Origin of the sequence: Streptomyces sp. MJM8645, assembly GCF_001625365.1 — a bacterium.
Classification (GTDB): domain Bacteria; phylum Actinomycetota; class Actinomycetes; order Streptomycetales; family Streptomycetaceae; genus Kitasatospora.
The window spans coordinates 1,164,348-1,185,109 of record NZ_LJJF01000002.1 but is presented as its reverse complement, the minus strand read 5'-3'; the positions used below and the strand labels follow the sequence as shown (position 1 = coordinate 1,185,109).

Below are 20,762 nucleotides of genomic sequence, written 5' to 3'. Positions count from 1 at the left end.
GACGAGGACAGCGCTGCATGGTTAGCCGCGTGCCGCCGATGCGGATATCGAGGAACGGGCGGGACGGGCGAGGGAGAGCCATAAGAACCTCCGAGGTGCGACTGGTTCGGTAGGGTCCAATCACATTCGGTAGGGGCATGAGTGCGTCAGGTCGCAACCGCGCCTTGCGTCACACGGCCGCACATTGCTTGGCTCGCAACCTAGAAGGGGGCACCGGAGGATGACGCACCAGCTTCCGACACGGCGTGGTCTCGCAGAACTCGACGAGCGGCTGTCCGAGCCGGAGCGGCGCTGCGCCCAGCGATTGAGGGATCTGCGTGACCGGACCGGCCTCAGCTCCGAGGAGCTGGCCCACAGGCTGCGTGTGGACAAGACCCGGCTCTCGAAGTTCTTGAACGGCCGTGAGGTCCCGCGTCGAGAGCTTGCGGCACGGCTCCACCAGGTGGTCGCCGAACAAGAGGGCGGTGAGGTCTCGCCTGAGGAAGTCGCCCGGACCCGGAAACTGATGTACGACGCGGTCCGGACCCGGAACCCGCTGCAGGCGCGCGAGTTCGAACTCGCTGACGCGAGGGAGGAGATCGAGCATCAGCGCCTCCGTACCAACCAGCAGCTCGATGTACTCCGCGAGGAGCTTGTGGCAGAACGTCGCAAACGTCAGGCAGTGGAGGATTCCCTCGCGGATCTCAGCGTCCACGCCCGGGACGAAGTACGGGCGCTCACTGAGCAGCGCGATGCTGCTGAGCGCCGTGTTGTGGAGGTCGAGGAAGAGATTCGGAAAGCCGAGGCGCTCCTGCGGTTGCAGGAGCGCGATGTCCGCGCCATGGCGGATCTGTCAAACGCTACCGACGCCGAACTCCTCCTGTGGGATCAGGCAGAGGCAGTCGGCGTGGACGAGCTCTATCAGGTGCTCGTCGACTGGCGTGACTATGACCAGGACGAGCAAGCGGATCAGTTGATGGAGCGGCTCGCGACGAGTAGTGACATCACCTTGCTCTTTGGGCTCTATGAGATGTTCCTCGGCAAGGGGCGCAAGCTCGACGGGCAGCGGATCCTGGCCGCGACGGCTCGATCGCACGACCCAGTCGCCGTTTTCTACTTCACCAGGACCCTGGAACCATCCAAGGGCGAAGAACAGCCGCTCACCGAGTTCCGTGTCACCAGGGCCCAAGCGCCCGTGAGCCTGGTGCATCTGTTGAACCCATCCCCTGCCATGCAATGGGTCCGCGATGTGGTTCCCGCGTTCGTTCTGCATGCTCCGAAGGAGTCACTCCTGCGATTCCACCGTGCCTGCGGCGAGAATGGCGCCGCCGACTTGGGGGAGAGGCTTCGTGAGCATGTCCTGAGAGACTGCCCCGAAGGGTGGAATTCAGGCGATCGCCGTGAGACCGAGCTCTACCAGCTTGCTCGGATAGAGGAGGAGAGGCGTGAGCGTGAGCTCAAGTATCGGCGTAGCTGGCTCGCGCGATTGTTGGAGCGATGATGGTGGCTGGCGCCGCTCTGGACGTTCATGTCCAGTGTTGTGGATGTTGGGTTACTCGCAGGTCGAGGCGGGCTCGGCGAGAGCGGTGCGGAGCAACTTGGCGAGCGAGCACGCTGAAGGCCGCTGCTCGGGGTCGTGGGCGAGGCTGGCCCGTAGGGCTGCCTCGAAGGCAGGGAACGACCAGGGCCGATTCGCGGCGAGGTCGTGTTGGCGGGCGGCGGCTGTATTAGCGAGCGGACGTTCAGGCCGACGCGGGCGCCGTTGCTGGTGTTGGTGCCGGAGCGGTGCAGCAGGCGGCTGTCCATGAGCAGGGCGGACCCGGCCGGCAGGGGCAGTGCGGTCGAGGTGTCGGCGGTGAAGCCGGTCGCCTGGTCGGCACGGCCGCGTTCGGCGCCGTGCTCGGCCTCGGAGGAGAACGGCAGGTAGCCGAAGTGGTGGGAGCCGGGTACCGCGTGCAGGCAGCCGTTGCTCACGGTGGCGTCGCTGATTGCCAGCCAGGCGGAGACCGAGCGGTCGGGGTCCAGTTCGAGGCGGGCATCGATGCCGTCCTGGTGCCAGGGGATCTCGAATGCGCGGCCGGGCCACTTCACCACGAGGAACGTGTTCTCCACCGCGATGTCCTGGCCGATGGCTTCCTGGATGGCGGCCAGCAGCTGCGGGGTTCGCACGGCGGCGCGGGCCCACTCGGTATTCAGGTGCGGGTTGCGGACGATCTCCCGCTGCTGGGAACGGTGTTCGGCGACGAGCTGGGCGGCGCGAGCGCGGGCGGCACTGGGGGTGGACCATTCGACGCCGGTTCGTAGTCCGCGGCGGCCGAGGACGCCGTTGGTCCTGGTCATGCTGGTCACTGGTTCTGATCCCTTCCTGACGGGGTTCCTGCCTAGCGGGCCGGAACGGCGGGGCGGGTGCTGCCGGGGCAGTGCGGGGCTCGTATCGGCGTCCGGCCACGGCGTTCGAGCGCGTTCAAGGCTGCCTGGACCGCTCGTCGCGGCCCGGCGATGATCTGGCGCCTGGTCATCGCCAGGGCCAGGCACTCGACCAGTTCCAGCCCCCGGCCGCTCTCCGCGTCCGTGCCGGCCTGGCGTCGCCGGGGAAGTGCGGTCGAGCCGTCGTAGACCTCGACCAGGGCCCGCCGCAGCCGGACGCTCACGTAGACGGCGACGGTGAGCATCGGCCGGTCGGAATGCCGGACGGCGTTGGTCACCAGCTCGGAGGTGACCGTGTCCAACGCGAACCGGGTGTCCTCGTCGAGCAGGACGCCCCAGCTGGCGACGCGGCTCCTCACCCGACGACGGGCGACGGGCACGGAGACCGGATCTCTGGTCAGGAAGAAGACATGGGAATGCACGACCACGGTGGGGCACCCTTCGGCACTGGCCTGGAGAGCGGTACCGGCCACCTGGGAATGGACGAGCAGGTGGGCGGTGCCGCCGATCGTGAAGCCGAAGCAGCCCTGGTCCGTGGGGCTCTCGCTCGGCCTGACAATGAGTCAACAGGTGTGCGCTCGGCGTGAACACGGTAGAGACACCCCGGATGCTTGAAACCCTTGAAACCCGGCCCGGGGGCGGCGATGGCAGCACGCGAACGGACACCCAACGGCAAGCTCGCCCCGCTGGTAGAGGAATGCCGGTGGGCGAGCAACGGCGAGTTCGCCCGAGCGGTCAACCGGGCCGGAACCGAGGCCGGTTACAAGCTGAGGTACGACGAGTCGGCCGTCTCGCACTGGCTCTCGGGCACCCGTCCCATGGCCAAGTACCAGAAAGTGGTCCTGGAGGCCCTGGCCCGCCGCCTGGGGCGGCCGGTCACCGCATTCGAGGCGGGCTTCGCCGATCGACCTGACGTTCAGGCCCAGTCCGGGGATACGGTGGCGGGACTGATCGACCTCGGGAGCATGGACATGGACCCATCGCGCAGGGGCGTACTCGGGGCGGGCCTGTACTCGGTCGCCCTCACCATTCCAGGCTGGCCGGACCTCATCGGGCGATTCGAGCGGCTGAAGGCCGATCCACACACCCGGATCGGCATGGCAGAGGTCGAGGCCGTGATCGCCATGACCGAACGGATCAGTGAGCTGGACGACCAGTTCGGCGGCCGGACCGCCCGCCCGATGGCCGCCGCGTTCATGGTCAACAACATCGCCCCACACCTCAAGGCCACCGCCGACGACGAGGTCCGCAAGGCGATGCTGTCCGCCGCCGCCGACCACCTCTACCTGACCGGCTACATGGCCGTGGACGAACGCCTCGACCTGCTCGGCCAGGCCTACTACACCAAAGCGCTGGAGCTCGCCCTCGCCGCCGGCGACCACCTCACCTACTGCACCACCCTGCGCGGAATGAGCGTCCAAGCGGTCGAACTCGGCCACGGAGCAACCGCGTTGCGGTACGCGAACGCCGCCGATGCCGCATCACCCGAGGCCGGACCACGGATGCGTGCCTTCCTCGCCGGACAGCAGGCCCACGCCCTCGCCCAGACGCGCGACCGCGCCGGAGCGCTAGCCAAGCTCCACGAAGCCGAAGTCGCCATGGAGCAAGCCGAATCCAAGGCCAAGGCCCACGGCTCCTACGACCCGGCTTCCCTCTCGTACCACGTCGCCCAGGTCAACTACGAGCTCGGCGACCGAGAAGGCGCCACCCGCGCACTCCAGCACTCCGAGAAGGTCCGACCCGCGGTGTACCGCCGGGCCCGTGTCCGTCACCGCGCGATGCTCGCCGAATGGCAGCTCGGAGCCGGCCGACTGGAGGAAGCCGTCCAGAACTGGAACCTCGCCCTGGACGACTTCCCCCACGTCCAGTCCGGCCGAGCCGACGACCGCATCCGCACCATGCTGTCCGCGACCCTGCCACACCGGCGTAACCCTCACGTCCGCGAACTCCTGGAACGCGCCCGACCGATAGCGCCCCGCCAGGCCTGATCCCCGGAGACCTACGGTTGCTGGAGTGCCTCCTGCTCGTCGGAGTGGGTGCTTGGCTCCAGGGCCTGTCCGCGGCCCCTGGGCGAGGATGAGACCAGAACCGAGAGCACGGAACGGCGATGGCCCGGGCCGCTGTGCGGGCCGGGCCGTCGTTTGCCTTGGTGGGGGGTGGGGTCAGGGGGTGGGGCGGAGGGTGGCGGTGGTGGTGCGGGCTAGCCAGACGCCTAGGAGGGCTTGGAGGAGGCTGATCAGGAGGGTGGCGGTGATCATCAGGGAGGCGAGGGGTGGGAGGCCGGCGAGGGCGGCGAGGGTGCGGGCGGTGCCGGCTACGGCTTCGCCGGTGGCGGTGCGCCAGAGGAGGGGGGCGGCCCAGCCGGCGAGGGCGGCTGTGGTGGCGGTGAGGACGGCGGTGCGGGCTCGTTGGCCGCGCAGGGCGGTGGTGGTGCCGAGGGCGAGGCCGCAGAGGAAGGGGAGGTACCAGAGGGACCAGAGGGAGCCGAGGGCTATGACGGTGGTGGCAGTGAGGGTGAGGAGGAGGGGGAGGAGGGTGGGGGAGGGGTGTTGTTGCGTCATGGTGGTCAGGCTCCCGGTCGCAGGGTCCACACCTTGGTGGAGGCGGGTTGGTCGGCGGCCATCAGGAGCGGCGGGTTCCGGCCCTCCCACCAGTACGGGATGAAGTTCCGGTACCAGGGTGAGGCCGGGTTCTCGCTCTGGCCGCCGGGGTAGACGGCCTGCGCGGTGGCGGTGTCCGGGCCCTTCCAGTCGACGACCATGCGCCAGCTCGGGCCGAAGGTGGAGTTCATGCCGCCGTCGGCCGCGTTGACCGTCCAGCGGTCGCCCTCGGCGGGCTTGGGGCCGTAGCCGAGGGCTTCGGCGCCGGTGAGGGAGGGGATCTGCCGGGTGTGGACGCGGTCCCAGGTCCAGGTGTCGGGGTCGTTGCCGAGGTCCTGGGACAGTTCGGAGACGGCCTGGGTGAACGCGGTGCGCATGGCGTCCGTCGCGGTGCGGGTCGGGCCGCCGGGGGAGGTGAAGGCCGGGTTGGTCGGGTCGTGCAGGGTCCAGGCTTCGAGGTTCTCGTCGAGGCTGGGCAGTGCGCTGGAGACCTTGAGGTACAGGCGGTCGCGTTCGACCGGCACCTTGGCGTGGTCCCACCAGGGCTGGAAGGTGGTCTCCAGGTAGTCGTTCCAGAAGGTCCACCAGATCGGCCCGCCGGCGACGCCGGGTTTCATGGTGTGGTCCCAGCGGTTCAGGACGTCGAGGGCGGCCTGTTGGCGGGGGTCGAGCTTCTGGTCGGCCAGGGCGGTCTTCAGGTGCGGCAGGATGACGGTGGCGAGGTAGTCCGTGACGTCGTTCTGCAGGGTGGTGAAGTCCGCGCTGGTCATCGCCTGGTGGCTCTCCAGGTACTGGTAGATCCGGTTGGCCCGGTAGCCGTTGTCGAAGGCGTTGAGCGTGGTGCCGATGTAGTACGGGTAGTCGGCGGAGACGGGGCGCTGGTTGGCCGTCGCGACCACGTGGTTCGGCGGGTTGTGGACCTGCGGGGTGGCGTCGAAGGGGATGGCGCCGACCACGTCGTATTCGCCGGTGCCGGGCATCGGGAACCAGGGGTTGCCGCCCTTGGTGAGGGGGAAGTACCCGGCGGCGACCACGCCGATGTTGCCGCCGCCGTCGGCGTAGGCGAAGTTGAGCGTGGGGGCGTGCCAGTCGGCGAGTGCGGTGCGGAACTCCTGGTAGTCGCGGGCCTTGTTGACGGAGAGCAGGACGGCCAGGTCGGGGGAGGGGATGTTGCCCATCCAGCTGACCGAGGTGGTCTGCCCGGCCCTGGTCAGGACCGGCCCGTGCACGGTGAGGTCCACGGCGAGGTGTTCGGTGTCGCCGCCCCGGACCGGGATGGTGTACTCCACCCGCTGCATCGGGTGCCACGCGTTGTTCCAGAAGTACTGGCCGGGGTGGTCGGGGCTGGTCTGCTCGCTGTAGAAGACCGTCGACTGGTTCTGCCCGTCCGTCAGGGACCAGGAGATGTTGGCGTTGCGGCCGATCAGCACGCCGGGCATGCCGGCCATGCTGGCGCCGGTGACGTCGGTCTCCGGCGAGGACAGCGCGATCTGGTACCAGTACGAGGGCAGGGTCATCGGCAGGTGCGGGTCGCCGGCGAGCATCGCGTTGCCGCCCGCCACGGCCGGGCCGTTCGCCGCCCAGGCGTTGCTGTCCGGGAAGGTGTGGACCTGGGTGGCCGGGAGCGCGCGGATGGTGTCCAGCAGGGCGTGGGCCGCGGTCGCCTCCCCGGCGGGGTCGGGCTTCCCGGTGGGGGCGACGGGCGCGGGGCGGGGCTCCGACCGGTTGGCGGCGGCTTGGCCGTCGGGCCCGGCGGTGTTGACGTTCGCGGGCAGCGGCGCGATGCCGAGGTCGCGGTACGGCCCGACGTCGTACGGCCGCTGGTCGTTGGGCGCGTGGACCGGGAACCAGTCCATGGTGCGCTCCTCGCCGAGGGACTCCCGGAAGATCGCGTAGTCCAGCGGGGTGCTGGTGAAGTCCATGCTCTGGGTGAGGAGTTCCTGGATGACCAGGCTGTCGACCGGCGTCCAGTCGGCCGGGTAGACCCCGGTGAGGGAGAAGATCGCCGGCCACTGCCCGTTGTGGCGCAGCTCGGAGATCCAGGCGTTGATCCCCCGGGTGTAGCTGGTGAGGGCGCGGCCCGCCGGGCTGTCGGGCGCGGTGGCGGCCCACGTGGCTTCGGCGGTGCGCAGGAGTCCCATCTGGAGTTCGAAGCGGTCGGACTCGACGCTCCCGGGCCCGTTGAGTTCCGCCAGGCGTCCGCGGCCGGCGCGCCGCTCCAGGTCGAGCTGGGCGAGCCGGAAGCGGGCGTGCAGGTAGCCCTGGGCCTGGAACAGGTCGGTGTCGGAGGCGGCCTTGACGGCGGGGACGCCGTTGTCGTCGAAGGCGATTGTCACCGGCGCGTTCAGGCCCGCCAGGGTGAGGGTCTCGGTGTGCGGGAGTTCGGCGCCGGCGGCGGAGTCCCACGCCCCGGCCCCGGGGACGAGGGCGGTTCCGAGGGCCGGGATGGGCCCGATGCCCAGCGCGAGCAGCGCGAGGACCAGGGCGGAGACTACGGCTGCCACCGCCGCGTGGGTGGCTGTGCGTATGCGCCGCGGCAAGTTGACTCCAGGGGTGCGAGGTTGGGCGGGTGCGGTGGGGCGAGGGGGGTGATACCGGGGCCGGGGCTCAGGGCGCCGTCAGGACCAGAAGTCGGCCATCGTGCGGTGGATGCCCTCGACGGTGGCCCGGAGCTCGGGGTGTCCGGGGGCCGAGCCGTAGACGGTGCCGATCAGCCACTCGGTGCCGGCCCGCCAGTCGGCCCGCCAGGACGGGTCGATCCGGGCGTCCACCAGGTCCACCCCGGGGAGGTGCTGGAGGCCGTCGAGCACCTCGGCGGGGCCGGGGGCGAGGCCGTCGGCGGGCGGGGAGAGGAAGTACTGGAACGCCACCTTCGGGCAGCCTGCGCCCAGGGCGAGCACCGGCTCGGGCGGGTCGAACGCGCCGAGTGCCAGCCGGAGGGCGAGGACGAGCAGGTCCGTCCCGGCGGAGCGCTTGAGGACGTCCGAGACGTGCCCGCCCAGGCGGCCGTTGACCTCGATCAGCCGCGGCCCGTCGGGGGTGAACTTGATCTCGGTGTGGGTGACGCCCTCGCGGATGCCGAGCGCCCGTAGCGCGCGCTGCTCCAGGGCCACGACCTCGTCGGCCAGGCCGGCGGGGAGCAGGGCCGGGGTGAAGTAGCCGGTCTCCCGGAACGGGGGAGCCAGCGGCAGCTTGCCGGTGACCGCGACGGTGCGGATCTCGCCGTCGCGGATCGCGGACTCGACCGAGACGTAGTCGCCCCAGAACTCCCCCACCACGGTGGGGTCGCTGACCAGGTACTCCTCCAGCACGAACACCGCCGGGCTCGCCGCGCCCTCGGTGAACTCGGCGTACCGGTCGGCCAGTTCGGCGGCGCTGCGGACCAGGCAGGTGTCCACGCTGCCGGCCCCCGAGCGGGGCTTGAGGACGGCGGGCAGCCCGGTCGCGGCGAGGGCCGGGCCGAGGTCGGCGGCGGAGCGGACCGTCCGGCAGGCGGTGGCCTGTACGCCCGCCGCCGCCAGGGCCTCGCGCTGGCGGAACTTGTCGACCAGGACCTCGACGGTGGCCCGGTCGTGGAACGGCAGGCCGCACCGCGCGGCCACGGCGGCCGCCGTCCGGAGCAGGTGGTCACTGAAGGTGATCACTCCGGCGGCGCCGAACTCGGCGGCCCGGTCGCAGAGTTGCTCCTCGGTCAGGCCGGCCGTGTCCACCACGGTGGCCGACTTCGGCAGCTGGGCCAGGTCGGCGGCCACCTTCGGGTCGCCGAGGTCGCCGAGGAAGACCGCCGTGCACAGCCGCCGCCCGGCGGTCAGGACCCCGCGCGCGGTGGCCGAGCCCCGGCCGTAGACGACCAGCAGCACCGGGGGAGAAAGGGACGCCGGGGACGAAGGGGGCGCCGGGTTCGAGCCGCCCATGTCAGCGCTCCTGCGGCTGGTTCGGGCTGAACGCCGCGCGCTCGGCGGCGACGGAGCGGTGCTCCCAGGCCTCCCGGTCGCGCAGGTAGAGCGGCCGGTCGGCGGCGATGGCCCGGGTCTCGGCCGAGCCCGCCGAGAGCCGCCACCGCACCGAGCCGGTGACGGGCGCCGAGCAGACCTCGATGAACGCCTGGCTGGCCCGGCGCAGTTCGCCGAACCAGCGGCCCTCCAGCGCCTCGCGGACCCACAGCTGCTCCTGGTTCAGCTTCTCCCGCAGCAGCTCGGCGGAGAGGGTGGCCGTCTCCAGGTGGCGGCGCGAGCGCAGCAGCAGCCAGGCGGCGGGCATCTCGCGGATCTCCAGCACCTTCGGGCCGTGGCCCAGGTGTTCGAGCCCGCTGTACCGGCCGAGGCCGTGCGCGCCGACCAGGTGGTTGAGGGTGTCGATCAGCTCGGTCAGCGGCAGCCGGCGGCCGTCCACCGCGACCGGACGGCCGGCCTCGAACGCGACCTCGACGGCCTCCGGGGCCTCGGCGGGGCGCAGCGCGCTCCACTGGTAGAGCCGCTCGGGCACGGCGTGGTCCTCGGGGTCGTCGAGGATCCCGGACTCGAACTCCCGGCACCACAGGTTGGAGTCGCCGCTGACCAGCCGCTCGCTCAGCTGCTCCAGGCCGGCTTCCTTGAGCTCGCGCATCTTCTGGTCCCGGTCCACCGGGTCCAGGTCGTACGGGCTGCCGTAGCGCCCGGCGAAGCCGAGCAGTTCGAGGGCGCCGTTGAGCCGGCGCAGGGTGTTCTGGGAGCGGTTGGCGGTGTGCAGCACGGTGGTGGCGCCGAGTTCGCGGGCGGTGTCGACGGCGACCTTGGCGATCAGCGGGCGGCTGAGCGAGGAGCTGACCGGGTGGGTGTCGAGGTAGACGGCGTGCGCGGCGATGGCCGGGCGGACGTAGTCCTCGGCGAACTCCTGCCGGCCGTCGACCAGGTGCAGCCGGATGCCGAGCCGGTCGGCGATCCGCTGCTTGTGCTCGCTGCTCTCGTCCTCGCCGAGGTCGACGCTGACGGCGTGGACGTTGCGGGCGCCGGCCCGGGCCAGGCGGTGCAGCAGGTAGCTGCTGTCCAGCCCGCCGCTGAACAGGGTGACGACGGGGGCCGACGGATCGCGGGCGATCGCGTCGAGCTCGCCGAAGGAACGGACGACCTGGGGAGTCACCGCGATCCCTCCGTTCCCTGCTCGGCCAGGGCGGCGGTGAAGGCCGTCACCGTGGGCTCGTCGTACATCAGGTGCATCGGGACCTCGACGCCGAGCAGCGTCTCCAGCCTGCGGGTGGCGCGGACCACCTTGAAGGAGTCCCCGCCGATCTCGAAGAAGTCGTCGTCCGGGCCGATGGCGGGCAGTCCGAGGACCTCGCACCAGACCGTGGAGACGGTGGCGGCCACGCCGTCGCCGGGCGGTGCTTGCGGTTCGTCGGTGACGGTGGGCAGGACGGCCCCGGCCCGCTCGGTCAGCAGGGCGCGGTCCAGCTTGCCGTTGGCGGTCAGCGGCATCGAGTCGACGGCGGCCAGCGACGCCGGGACCATGTACGAGGGCAGGGCGCCGCGCAGCGTCTCGCGCACGGCGGCGGTGACGCTCGCGGGCTCGGCGCCGGGTGCGAGCACCAGGAAGCCGACCAGCCGGGCGCCGCTGCCGCGGCCGTGGGCCACCACGGCCGCCTGCCGGACCTCGGGCACCCGCAGGGCGGCGGACTCGATCTCGCCCAGTTCGATCCGGTAGCCGCGGATCTTCACCTGGAGGTCGACCCGGCCCAGGAACTCCAGGCCGCCCACCGGGTGGGTACGGACCAGGTCGCCCGAGCGGTAGAGCGGGCCGGGGCCGTCGCCGAGGTGGTCCGGGACGAAGCGCTCCGCGGTGAGCTCGGGCCGGTTGAGGTAGCCGAGGGCGAGGCCCTCGCCGCCGATGTAGAGCTCGCCGGGCTCGCCGTCCGGCACGGGCTTGCCGTCCTCGTCGAGGATCCACAGGGTGGTGTCCTCGATGGCCGGGCCGATGTAGACGGTGTCCAGGCCGGGGTCGCGCGGGGGCACCCAGGCGGTGCAGTAGATGGTGCACTCGCTCGGCCCGTAGAGGTTGGTGAGCGGCGCGGTGGACTGGGCGTGGAAGCGGCGGACCAGCTCGGGCGCGAGCGGCTCGCCGCCGGTGAGGACGCGCCGCAGGCCGTCGAAGCGCTCCTCGGGCCCGCGGGCCAGCAGGAACAGCTCCAGCAGCGAGACCACGCAGTAGAAGATGGTGATGTCGGCCGCGCGGATGGTCTCGGCGAGGTAGTCGGCGTCGCGCTGGCGGCCGGGGGCGGCGATGACGATGGTGGTGCCGGTGATCAGCGGCCAGTACACCTCGATCAGGAACATGTCGAAGCTGCACGCGGTGTGGTGCAGCATCCGGTCGTCCGGGCCGAGTCCGTGGCTGCGCTGGAGCGCCCGCAGGCGGGTGGTCACCGCGCGGTGCGGGATCAGCGAGGCCTTGGGCCGGCCGGTGGAGCCGGAGGTGTAGATGACGACCGCGGGCTGCTCGGCGAGGTCGGCCGCCGGCTCGAACGGGACGGCCGGGCGGGCCGCCGCGCACTCGTCGACGGTGACGATCTCGGTGCCCGTCAACTCGGGGAAGCGGGAGCGCAGTTCGGGGGTGGTGATCAGCAGCCGGGGCGTGCAGTCGGCCAGCATGTCGAGGGTGCGGGCGACCGGGTCGTTGACGTCGAAGGCGACCTGGGCGGCGCCGGCCAGGATCACCCCGGCCACGGCGACCACGAAGTCGGCCGAGCGCTCCAGGTAGACCGCGACCCGCTCGCCCGGGCGCACCCCCCGCTCGCGCAGCAGCGAGGCGACCCGCACGGTGCGGTCCCTGAGCTCGCCCGCGAGCAGGACCCGGTCGCCGTCGACCACGGCGGGCTGCGCCGGATCGGCCTCCCAGCGGGAGAGCAGCAGGGTGTCGAGCCGTCGTTCGCCGTCGTCGAGAATCGTGGCCGTAGAGCTAGCCATGGAGGTTGTGTCCAATCGGTGTGGTCGGTGCAGGGGCGTCCCGGCGGCCGGGGCCGGCCGGGACGCCGGTTGGTTCACTGGTCGGCGTCGGAGCCCGAAGCGTCGGCGTCGGCGTCGGCGTCGGCGGCCAGGGCCGGGCCGATGGCCGCGGTGAGGTCGCGGACCGTGGAGGAGTCGAAGAGCAGCTCGATGTCGAGCGAGCAGCCGAGTTCCGCCTCCAGCCGGGAGACCAGTCGCAGGGCGCGCAGCGAGTCGCCGCCCAGCTCGAAGAAGTCGTCGTCCAAACCGACCTCGGGCAGGGCCAGGACCTCGCGGAACAGCCGGGCCACCAGCGCCTCGTGGTCCGCCGTGCCGCTCGGCCCGCCGCTCGGCGCGGCCTCGTCGGCGAACCCGGCCGGGGTGGGTAGGGCGAGCAGGTCGGTCTTGCCGGCCGGGGTGAGCGGCAGTTCGGCGAGGACGGTGACCGCCTCGGGGACCATGTACGAGGGCAGCGAGCGCCGCAGCCCGGCCTGGACGCCGGGGGCGTCGAGCGCGGCGCCCCGGTCGGCGGGCACCACCCAGGCGACCAGGCGGCCCTCCCGGACGGCGACCGCGGCGGCCGCCACCTCGGGCAGGGCCAGCAGGACCTGCTCGATCTCGCCGGGCTCGATCCGGTAGCCGCGCAGCTTGAGCTGGCGGTCCATCCGGCCGAGCAGTTCGATCCGCCCGTCGGGCAGGCGGCGGGCGTGGTCGCCGGTGCGGTACATCCGGCCGCCCGTGAACGGGTCGGTGACGAACCGCTCGGCCGTCAGCTCGGGCCGCTGCCAGTAGCCCTGGGCGACGCCGTCGCCGCCGATGCACAGCTCGCCGACGCAGCCGACCGGCAGCAGTTCGCCGTCCACGGTGTCCAGCACGTGCAGCACGGTGTTGGCGATCGGGCGGCCGACGGTGACCCGGGTGGTGTCGGCGGTGATCCGCTCGACGCTGGAGTAGACGGTGGTTTCGGTCGGCCCGTACATGTTCCACACCGACTCGCCGCGCTCGGCCAGCGGCGCCGCCAGGTCCGCGGGGAAGGCCTCGCCGCAGCTGTAGAGCCGGGGCCGGCCGGCGCCCTGCCAGTCGGAGTCGAGCAGCGCCCGGTAGCGGGACGGGGTCGCCTGGAGCGCGGTGATGCCGTGCTCGACGCTGTAGCGGTCGAGTTCGCGGCCGCTCAGCCCGAGCGCCTGGCCGCCCACGTGCACCGTCGCGCCAACGGCGAGCGGCACCAGCAGCTCGGCCAGCGAGGTGTCGAAGCTGAGCGTGGTGAGGGCGAGGAAGCGGGTGCCGCCGTCTAGGCCGGGGTGGCGGCGGGCCAGGCTGTCCACCAGGTTCGCCAGCGCCCGGTGGCCGACGGCGACGCCCTTGGGGCGGCCGGTGGAGCCGGAGGTGAACATCAGGTAGGCGAGGCCGTCCGGGGCGGCGCCCGGCAGGTCTGCGGAGGTCTCCTGGAGCGTCAGGTCGGCGGCGGCCAGGTCCAGGGAGGCCAGGTCGACGGCGGCGCCGTCCCAGCCGGCCAGCGCGGGCGCGCCGGTCGCGTCGGTGAGCACCACGGCCGGGGCCGCGTCCGCCAGGACGAGGCCGATCCGCTCCACCGGGTGGGCCGGGTCGAGCGGGACGAACGCGGCCCCGGCCCGGGCGACGGCCAGCATCGCGGTCACCAGGTCGGCGCTGCGGCCCAGGCAGACGCCCACCCGGTCGCCGGCGCGCACGCCGCGCGCGGCCAGCTGCCGGGCCAGGGCGTCGGCCCGCCGGTCGAGCTCGCGGTAGCTGTACCGGGTCTGCTGGTCGACCACCGCCGGGTGGTCCGGGCGGCTGCGGACCGCGTCGTCGATCAGCCCGGACAGCAGGGCCGACGGCTCGGCGCGGTCGATCTCGCTGCCGTTCCAGGTGTCGAGCTGGCGGGCGCGGGCCGCCTCGGGGACGGCCAGCAGCTCGCGGACCGGGCGGCCGGGCCGCGCGGCGATGCGGGTCAGCACCGCGACGACGTGGTCGAGCAGCGCGGCGGTCTCCTCCGGGGTGATCCGCCCGGCGTCCACCACCGCCTGGAGCTGCATCTCGGCGGCGGCCCGCACGACCAGGGTGACCGGGTAGTTGGTCCGGGTCTCGTAGCGGACGTCGCTGACCGTGACGGCGCCGTGGGAGAGCACCGCCTCGGTGCGGTCCGGGTAGTTCTCGACCACCACGACGGTGTCGAACAGCGGCACGCCGGGCGCGGTCTCGGCCCAGCGCTGGATGTCGGTCAGCGGGGTGTGCTGGTGGTCCAGCAGCGGGTGGCGGGTCGTGGCGTGGCGGGCGAGCCACTCGTCGCCGGGCAGCTCCCGGTCGATCCGCACCCGCACCGGGACGGTGTTGATGAACATCCCGAGCATCTGGTCCGCCCGGTCCAGGTCGACGGGGCGGCCCGAGACGGTCACGCCGACCACCACGTCGTCGCGGCCGGAGCAGCGCGCGACCGTCCCCGCCCAGGCGGCCTCGACCAGGCTGCTGAGCGTGGTGGCCTTGCCGGCGGCCAGCCGCCGCAGCGCGGTGACGGTCTCGGCGGGCAGCTCGGCCCGCACCGTGCGGAAGTCGCCGGACGGCTTGGCGCCCGGGCGCACGCCCGGCAGGCTCAGCGTCGCCGGCTCGCGGTAGCCCGCCAGGTAGCCGGTCCAGAACGTGCGGTCGCGCTCGGCCTCCTGACGGCCCAGCCAGGCGATGTACTCGCGGAAGGCGGGCGGCGCGGGCGCCTCGGCGGTGCCACCGGACAGTCCGGCGGTGACCTCGGCCAGCAGCAGCGCGGCGGACCAGCCGTCCAGCAGCAGGTGGTGGTACGTCCACACCACCAGGTGCTCGTCGGGCAGGCGCAGCACCAGCAGCCGCATCAGCGGCGGCCGGGCCAGGTCGAAGCGCTCGCGGGCGCGCTGCTCCAGCTCCTCGGCGACGGCGCGCTCCCGGGCCGGCTCGTCCAGCCCGGACAGGTCGCGGAACTCGATCGGCAGGTCCGCCTTGGGCAGCACCACCTGGTGCGGGGTGCGGATCCGCTCGCGGACGAAGGCCGTGCGCAGCACCGGGTGCCGGGTGATCGCGCGCTGCCAGGCGGTTCCCAGCTCGGCCAGGTCCAGTTCGCCGCGCACCCGGAAGGTGGTCAGCTCGACGTACAGGCCGTGCTCGGGGGAGGTGGTGCTGTGGAAGAGCATCCCCTCCTGGGTCGGCGAGAGCGGGTAGATGTCCTCGATGTCGTTCACTTGGTGTCCTCTCCTGACCGGAACAGGGCGAATACCCGGGCCAGGTCGTCTGCGCTGAGGTCCGCGTCCGAGAACGCCTCGCCCGACCCCTTCGCGGGGGCCGGATCGGGCTCGGTGGGAGCGGTGGGCGGGGCGGGGGTGTCGGACGCCGGTCCGGCGGCGGGCGCGCGGTCCGCGCGCAGCCGGGCGGCAAGCTGTCCGACGGTGGGGTGGGCGAAGAGGTCGCCGGGGGAGACGGTCAGGCCCTGCCGCTGGAGTTCGGCGGTGATCTGGACGATCAGCAGGGAGTCGCCGCCGAGTTCGAAGATGCTGTCCTCGGGGCCGATCCGGGGGACGCCGAGCAGCCGGGACCAGACCGCGGAGATCTGCTCCTCCAGCCCCTCGGGGCCGGTCGCCGGGGCGGCCTGCGGCGCGGAGGGTGCGGCCTGCGATGCGGACGGGACGGGCGCGGCCGGCCCGGTCGCGCGGGGGCTGACCAGCACGTGCGGGAGGTGACGGTTGGCCAGGATCCGGTCGAAGGCCAGCAGGCCCTCCCGGGTCGGGATGCCGCCCTGCGTGTCCGGGCCGGGGGCGTCCAGGCCAGGAGCGCCCGGGCCGGGGGCGGCCGGGGCCGGGCGCAGCACGAAGCCCTCGACGAGCACGGCCGCAGTGCCGTCCGGCCCGGCGACGACCACGTCGACGACCAGCGTGTCGGCCGCCCCGGCGTCACCGGAGCGGCGGTCGACCCGCACCACGGCCTCGGGGCCGAGCGGGCCGAGCACCACCAAGCGGCGGTAGGCGACCGGCAGGTGGCTGCCGGTGCGGGCGGTGACGGCGCCGGTGGCGGTGTCCAGCAGCGCGGGGTGCAGCGGGTGCGCGGCCAGGTCGCCGTGGAACGCCTCGGGCAGGCGCAGCCGCAGCATCGCCTCGCCGCGCCCGTCCTCGCGGACCTCGGTGACGCTCTCCCAGCGCGGCCCGGTGCGCAGGCCGCTGGCGCCGCCGGGCTGCTCCCCGGCGGCGGAGGGCACCGCGACCTGCGGCACCGGGGCGCAGCGGGCCGCGAGGCCGTCGAGGTCCAGGCGCTCGGGGGAGCCGCCCCCGTATGGGGCGATCCGGCCCTGGGCGTGCGGCCTGGACGGTACGGCGCTGGAGCGGACCTCCCACAGGTGCCCGCCGTCGGGCGCCGGACGCAGCCGCAGGGTGACCTCGGGCGGGGCGTCGGCGGGCATCCGCAGCGGGTGGGTGAAGACCGCGTCCAGCTCGACCGGCCCGTCCCCGACCGTCAACCGGTGCCCGGCGACGGCGAGTTCGAGCAGCGCGGTGCCGGGCAGGACCGGGACGTCGCCGATCCGGTGCTCCTCGGCCGGCCAGATGCTCTGCCCGGTGCGGCGCAGCCGCAGCTCCACCGTCCCGTCCGGCTCCGCCCGGCGGGCGTCGAACAGGGCGTGGTCGAGCACCTCGCCGCCGTCGAGCCAGTCGCGCAGGCCGGAGCGCAGCGCCATGCCGGTCTGCGACCAGCGGTCCCAGCCGATCGACACGGCGGCCCGGGTGCCGGCGGCGAAGCTGTCCAGGAAGGCGTTGGCGCCGGTGTAGTCGGCCTGGCCGACCGCGCCGGTGACCGCCAGCACCGAGGAGCAGAGCACCAGCACCGGCCGGTCCACGGCCGTCAGCCGCTCCAGCAGGACGGTGCCGAGCACCTTGGGGGCGAGCACCCGCGCCATCTCCCCGGCGCTGCGCAGCGCGGTGACGCCACCGCCGGGCACCCCGGCGGCGTGGACCACCCCGGCGATCGGGCCGTACGCGGCCCGGACCCGGTCGAGCGCGGCGCCGAGCGCGGCCTCGTCGGTGACGTCCGCCTGGACGAGGCAGAGCCGGGCGCCGTGCGCGGTCAGCCCGGCGAGGGCCTCGGCCAGCTCCGGCGGGCAGCTCGCGGCGGGCGCCGCGCCCTCGGGGCGCAGGCTCAGCCAGCCGGCGCCGTCGGGGACGGCACGGCGGGTGAGCAGGACGAGCGTCCGGCCGGCGTCCTCGGCGAGGTGGCCGGCCACGGCCAGACCGATCCCGCCCAGGCCGCCGGTGACCAGCCACACGCCGGACGGCGCGGCGGGCTGCGGCCCGGCCGGGTCGGTGAGGACGGGCCGCTCCGGGGCCGGCACCAGGTGCGCCCGGCCGCGGACGGCGGTCAGCGGCGCCGCAGCGTGCCCGGCGCGCAGCTGCGCCACCACGGTCTGCGCCGCCAGGGCCAGTTCCTCGGGCTCCCGGGTCGGGCAGTCCAGGTCGAGGGCCTGGACGGTGACGCCGGGCAGCTCCTGCGGCAGCACCCGCACCGCGCCCAGCCCGGCGGCGGCCTGCGGGGTGCGGGCGGGCTGCCCGTGCACCCCGTGGGCGGCGTCGGTGACCAGCAGCATCCGCAGCGGCCGGCCGGGGAACGCCTCGCCCAGGGCCCGGGCCAGCTGGACCGGGACGGTGAGGGCGCGCAGCGCGCCGTCGGCCGCCTCGCCCGGGGTGGCCGAGCGCAGCGGCGGGGTGTCCAGGGCCCAGCAGGAGAGGACGGCGTCCGGTGCGGTGCCGCGCGCGGCCAGGGCGGCGGCCAGCGCGGGGAAGGCGGCGGGGTCGTCGGCGTCGAGCGTGAACGGGGCGTCGGGCGCGGTGGACGCCCCGGCGCGGACCAGGCTGACCTGGGCGCCGGCGGCGGCGAGCTCTCCGGCGACGGCCTCGGCGAGGCCGGACTCGTCGGCGAGCAGGAGCACCGACGACGGGAGCGGCCCGGTGCCGGACGGCGGCAGCGCCTGCGTCCAGGACACGACGTGCAGCCAGTCGTCCACGCCGTCGGAAACCTGCGCGGAGGCGGCGGGGCTTTGGAGGGTGGTGGCGGTGGGCTCGGCGGCGGCGGGCTCGAACCAGTGCCGGGTGGGCTCGAACGGGTAGCCCGGCAGCGAGACGTGCCGGCGCCCGGCGCGCTCGCCGAGGGCGGACCAGTCGACCTCGGCGCCCCGCTCCCACAGCCGGGCCAGCGCGGTGAGCCGGGCCGGCGGCTGGTCCGGGGCGGGCGCGGCGCCGCCGAGAGCGGGCAGCGCGGGGCGCCCGGCGCCCAGGGTCCGTACGGCGAAGCCGCTCAGGCCCCGGCCGGGGCCGAGCTCCAGCAGCGGGCCGTCGCCCGGCAGCGCGGCGAGCGCGTCGGCGAAGCGGACGGTGTGCCGCAGCTGGCGCGCCCAGTACTGCGGCGACGCGGCCTCCTCGGCGGTGAGCTCACGCCCGGTCAGGCCGGAAATGAGCGGCACGGCGGGCGCCTGGACGGGCACGGTGGCGACCAGCCGGGCGAACTCCTCCAGCAGCGGTTCGGCGTCCCGGGAGTGGAAGGCGTGCCGCACGGCCAGCTGCCGGGCGGCCACGCCGCGCGCGGCCAGCCGTTCGGCGAGCCGCGCGACCGCCTCGGGGGCGCCGGCCACCACGCAGCGGTCGGGCGCGTTGACGGCGGCCAGTTCCGGCCCGGCCGGGTCGTCCAGCAGGGCGCGCAGCTCCGGCTCGGGCAGCGGGACGCTGAGCATCGCGCCGGGCGCCATGGTGCCCATCAGCCGGCCGCGTTCGGCCACCAGCCGGGCGGCGCCGGGCAGGTCGAAGACCCCGGCGGCGCAGGCGGCCGCGAATTCGCCGACGCTGTGCCCGGCGAGTGCGACCGGTCGGATGCCGAGCCCCGTCCACCACGCGGTGAGCGCGTACTCCACCGCGAACAGGGCCGGCTGGGCGGTCTCGGTCCGGTCGAACAGGTCCGGGTGGGCCGGGTCGAGCAGCAGCTCGCGCAGCGGCGTCGTGGTCCACGGCCGCAGGGCGTCCAGGCAGCGGTCGAGCGCGGCGCGGAAGAGCGGCTCGGCGCGGTACGGCTCGGCCGCCATGCCGGGGTGGCCGGCCCCCTGCCCGGGGTAGAGGAAGGCGACCTTCTGACCGGTCGCGACGGCCTGGACGGCCTGGGCGGCGGGGGACGCCTCGCCCGAACGACCGGTCAGGACGGCGCGCCGCCACGGGTGCTGGCGCCGCCTGGTCTGGAGGGTGAACGCGGCATCGCCCGCGCCGGGCGCACCGGGGCCGGCCAGCGCCGCGCCGATCCGCTCGGCGGCCCGGTCGAGCGCCCGCTCGCTGCGGGCGGACAGCGGCAGCAGCTCCCACTGCGCCGGTTCGGCGGCGGGCGCGGCGGGCAGCGGCGGCGCGTCCTGGAGGATCAGGTGGGCGTTGGTGCCGCCGATGCCGAAGGAGCTGACGCCCGCGATCCGGGCGCCGTCGCGGCCGGACCACGGCTCGGCCTCGGTCAGCACCCGGAACAGGCCCGGGGCCAGCTCGGGGCTGGGGCTCTCGAAGTGCACGGTCGGCAGCAGCGTGCGGTGCTGGAGCGCGAGCACCGTCTTGATCAGCCCGGCCATCCCGGCGCAGGTGTCCAGGTGGCCGACGTTCGACTTGACCGCGCCGAGCACCCGGCGGGAGTCCGGGGCGTCCGCGAACACCCGGCCCAGCGCGGCGAGTTCGATCCGGTCGCCGAGCGCGGTACCGGTGCCGTGCGCCTCGATGCAGGAGACCTCGCCGGGCGTGACCCCGGCCACGGACTGGGCCGCCGAGACGACCCGGACCTGTCCGTCCAGGCTCGGCGCGGTGAAGCCGACCTTGCGGTTCCCGTCGTTGTTGACCGCCGAGCCGAGCAGCACGGCCCGCACGGTGTCGCCGTCGGCGACCGCGTCGGCCAGCCGCTTCAGCACCACCACGCCGACGCCGCTGCCGAAGACCGTGCCGGTCGCGTCGGCGTCGAAGGGGCGGCAGTGCCCGTCGGCGGAGAGGATGCCGCCCTCGGCGTGCAGGTAGCCGAGCCCCTGGCCGATCCCGGCGGAGACGGCGCCGGCCAGCGCCACGTCGCACTCGCCGCTGAGCAGCGCCTCGGCGGCCAGGTGGACCGCGAGCAGGGCGGAGGAGCAGGCGCTCTGCACGCTCAGGCTCGGGCCGGTCAGGCCCAGCCGGTAGGAGGTCTGGGTGGCGAGGTAGTCCTTGTCCCCGGCGGCCAGCCACTGGACGTCGGCCCGGTCGGCCAGGTGGGCCGCGTTGGGCAGCAGGTGGTGCGTCAGGTAGGAGTTGAAGCCGGCCGAGGCGTAGACGCCCACGCCGCCCTCGACGCCGTCGGTCAGCTGCCCGGCGTCCTCCAGCGCGGTGACCGCGCACTGCAGGAACAGCCGGTGCTGGGGGTCCATCAGCTCGGCGTCGCGGGGCGGGATGCCGAAGTACTCGGCGTCGAACTCCGCGAGGCCCTCCAGCACGCCGCCCGCCCCGACGAACCGGGGGTCGGCCAGCCGTTCGGCGGGGACGCCCAGGGCCGCCAGCTCCTCGGGGCTCCGGAAGGTGACGCTCTCGCGGCCCGCGACCAGGTTGGCCCAGAAGGCCCCGGCGTCGGGAGCTCCGGGGAACCGGCAGGCGAGGCCGGTCACGGCGATCGCGTCCGGCAGGTCCGGCGGTGCGGCGGCCGGGCCCCCGGGGGCGTGGGTGGTCATCGGGCTTTCTCCTCATGGGTGGTGATGCGACGCGGCTCGCGGGGGTCCGGCGGCCGACACCCGGCACGGGGTGCGGGG

At 74.1% G+C, this 20,762-nt stretch carries 11 protein-coding genes; 2 read left to right on the top strand and 9 right to left on the bottom strand.

Translation table 11 applies throughout. The features are described 5' to 3' along the window. Positions 1–220: 220 nt before the first annotated feature. Complete coding sequence (locus A6F73_RS35500; RefSeq protein WP_063352441.1) at positions 221–1,480, top strand: helix-turn-helix transcriptional regulator; 1,260 nt, start codon at positions 221–223, stop codon at positions 1,478–1,480. Here A6F73_RS35500 and A6F73_RS40010 read toward each other — a convergent pair. Beyond that, positions 1,393–2,319: a phytanoyl-CoA dioxygenase family protein gene (locus A6F73_RS40010; RefSeq protein WP_079136626.1), complete on the bottom strand. Its 927-nt coding sequence runs from the start codon at positions 2,317–2,319 to the stop codon at positions 1,393–1,395. The two genes, A6F73_RS35500 and A6F73_RS40010, sit on opposite strands and share 88 nt — an antisense overlap. Positions 2,320–2,360: 41 nt before the next feature. Next, on the bottom strand, positions 2,361–2,765 hold the full coding sequence (locus A6F73_RS35485; RefSeq protein ID WP_079136540.1) for an ATP-binding protein: 405 nt from the start codon (positions 2,763–2,765) through the stop codon (positions 2,361–2,363). Positions 2,766–3,050: 285 nt separating this feature from the next. Here A6F73_RS35485 and A6F73_RS35480 point away from each other — a divergent pair, with 285 nt between their 5' ends. Beyond that, on the top strand, positions 3,051–4,394 hold the full coding sequence (locus A6F73_RS35480; RefSeq protein WP_063352437.1) for a hypothetical protein: 1,344 nt from the start codon (positions 3,051–3,053) through the stop codon (positions 4,392–4,394). Between the two features lie 174 nt (positions 4,395–4,568). Here the strand turns inward: A6F73_RS35480 and A6F73_RS35475 are convergent, their stop codons facing one another. The 7 genes from A6F73_RS35475 to A6F73_RS35445 form a co-directional block, all read right to left on the bottom strand. Beyond that, on the bottom strand, positions 4,569–4,967 hold the full coding sequence (locus tag A6F73_RS35475) for a hypothetical protein (RefSeq protein WP_063352436.1): 399 nt from the start codon (positions 4,965–4,967) through the stop codon (positions 4,569–4,571). A gap of 5 nt (positions 4,968–4,972) precedes the next feature. Continuing rightward, the gene (locus A6F73_RS35470; RefSeq protein ID WP_159398709.1) at positions 4,973–7,510 is read right to left on the bottom strand and encodes a penicillin acylase family protein; all 2,538 of its coding nucleotides are present in this window, start codon (positions 7,508–7,510) and stop codon (positions 4,973–4,975) included. Positions 7,511–7,624: 114 nt separating this feature from the next. Continuing rightward, positions 7,625–8,920, bottom strand: a complete 1,296-nt coding sequence (locus A6F73_RS35465) for an ATP-grasp domain-containing protein (RefSeq protein WP_063352434.1) — start codon at positions 8,918–8,920, stop codon at positions 7,625–7,627. A gap of 1 nt (position 8,921) precedes the next feature. Then, positions 8,922–10,124: an argininosuccinate synthase-related protein gene (locus A6F73_RS35460; protein WP_063352433.1), complete on the bottom strand. Its 1,203-nt coding sequence runs from the start codon at positions 10,122–10,124 to the stop codon at positions 8,922–8,924. Further along, positions 10,121–11,941, bottom strand: a complete 1,821-nt coding sequence (locus A6F73_RS35455) for a non-ribosomal peptide synthetase (protein ID WP_063352432.1) — start codon at positions 11,939–11,941, stop codon at positions 10,121–10,123. The genes A6F73_RS35460 and A6F73_RS35455 overlap by 4 nt, the downstream gene beginning before the upstream one ends. Positions 11,942–12,015: 74 nt before the next feature. Then, positions 12,016–15,183, bottom strand: a complete 3,168-nt coding sequence (locus tag A6F73_RS35450) for a non-ribosomal peptide synthetase (RefSeq protein ID WP_063352431.1) — start codon at positions 15,181–15,183, stop codon at positions 12,016–12,018. Next, positions 15,180–20,684 (bottom strand): type I polyketide synthase, encoded by a 5,505-nt coding sequence (locus A6F73_RS35445; RefSeq protein WP_063352430.1) that lies wholly within the window; start codon positions 20,682–20,684, stop codon positions 15,180–15,182. The genes A6F73_RS35450 and A6F73_RS35445 overlap by 4 nt, the downstream gene beginning before the upstream one ends. Positions 20,685–20,762: the final 78 nt, after the last annotated feature.

What these genes read in the sequence shown, in the direction of transcription:
- A6F73_RS35475 (WP_063352436.1), bottom strand. Translation starts at nt 4,967, where the DNA reads ATGACGCAACAACACCCCTCCCCCACCCTCCTCCCCCTCCTCCTCACC.
- A6F73_RS35465 (WP_063352434.1), bottom strand. Translation starts at nt 8,920, where the DNA reads ATGGGCGGCTCGAACCCGGCGCCCCCTTCGTCCCCGGCGTCCCTTTCT.
- A6F73_RS35445 (WP_063352430.1), bottom strand. Translation starts at nt 20,684, where the DNA reads ATGACCACCCACGCCCCCGGGGGCCCGGCCGCCGCACCGCCGGACCTG.
- A6F73_RS35500 (WP_063352441.1), top strand. Translation starts at nt 221, where the DNA reads ATGACGCACCAGCTTCCGACACGGCGTGGTCTCGCAGAACTCGACGAG.
- A6F73_RS35455 (WP_063352432.1), bottom strand. Translation starts at nt 11,941, where the DNA reads ATGGCTAGCTCTACGGCCACGATTCTCGACGACGGCGAACGACGGCTC.
- A6F73_RS40010 (WP_079136626.1), bottom strand. Translation starts at nt 2,319, where the DNA reads ATGACCAGGACCAACGGCGTCCTCGGCCGCCGCGGACTACGAACCGGC.
- A6F73_RS35480 (WP_063352437.1), top strand. Translation starts at nt 3,051, where the DNA reads ATGGCAGCACGCGAACGGACACCCAACGGCAAGCTCGCCCCGCTGGTA.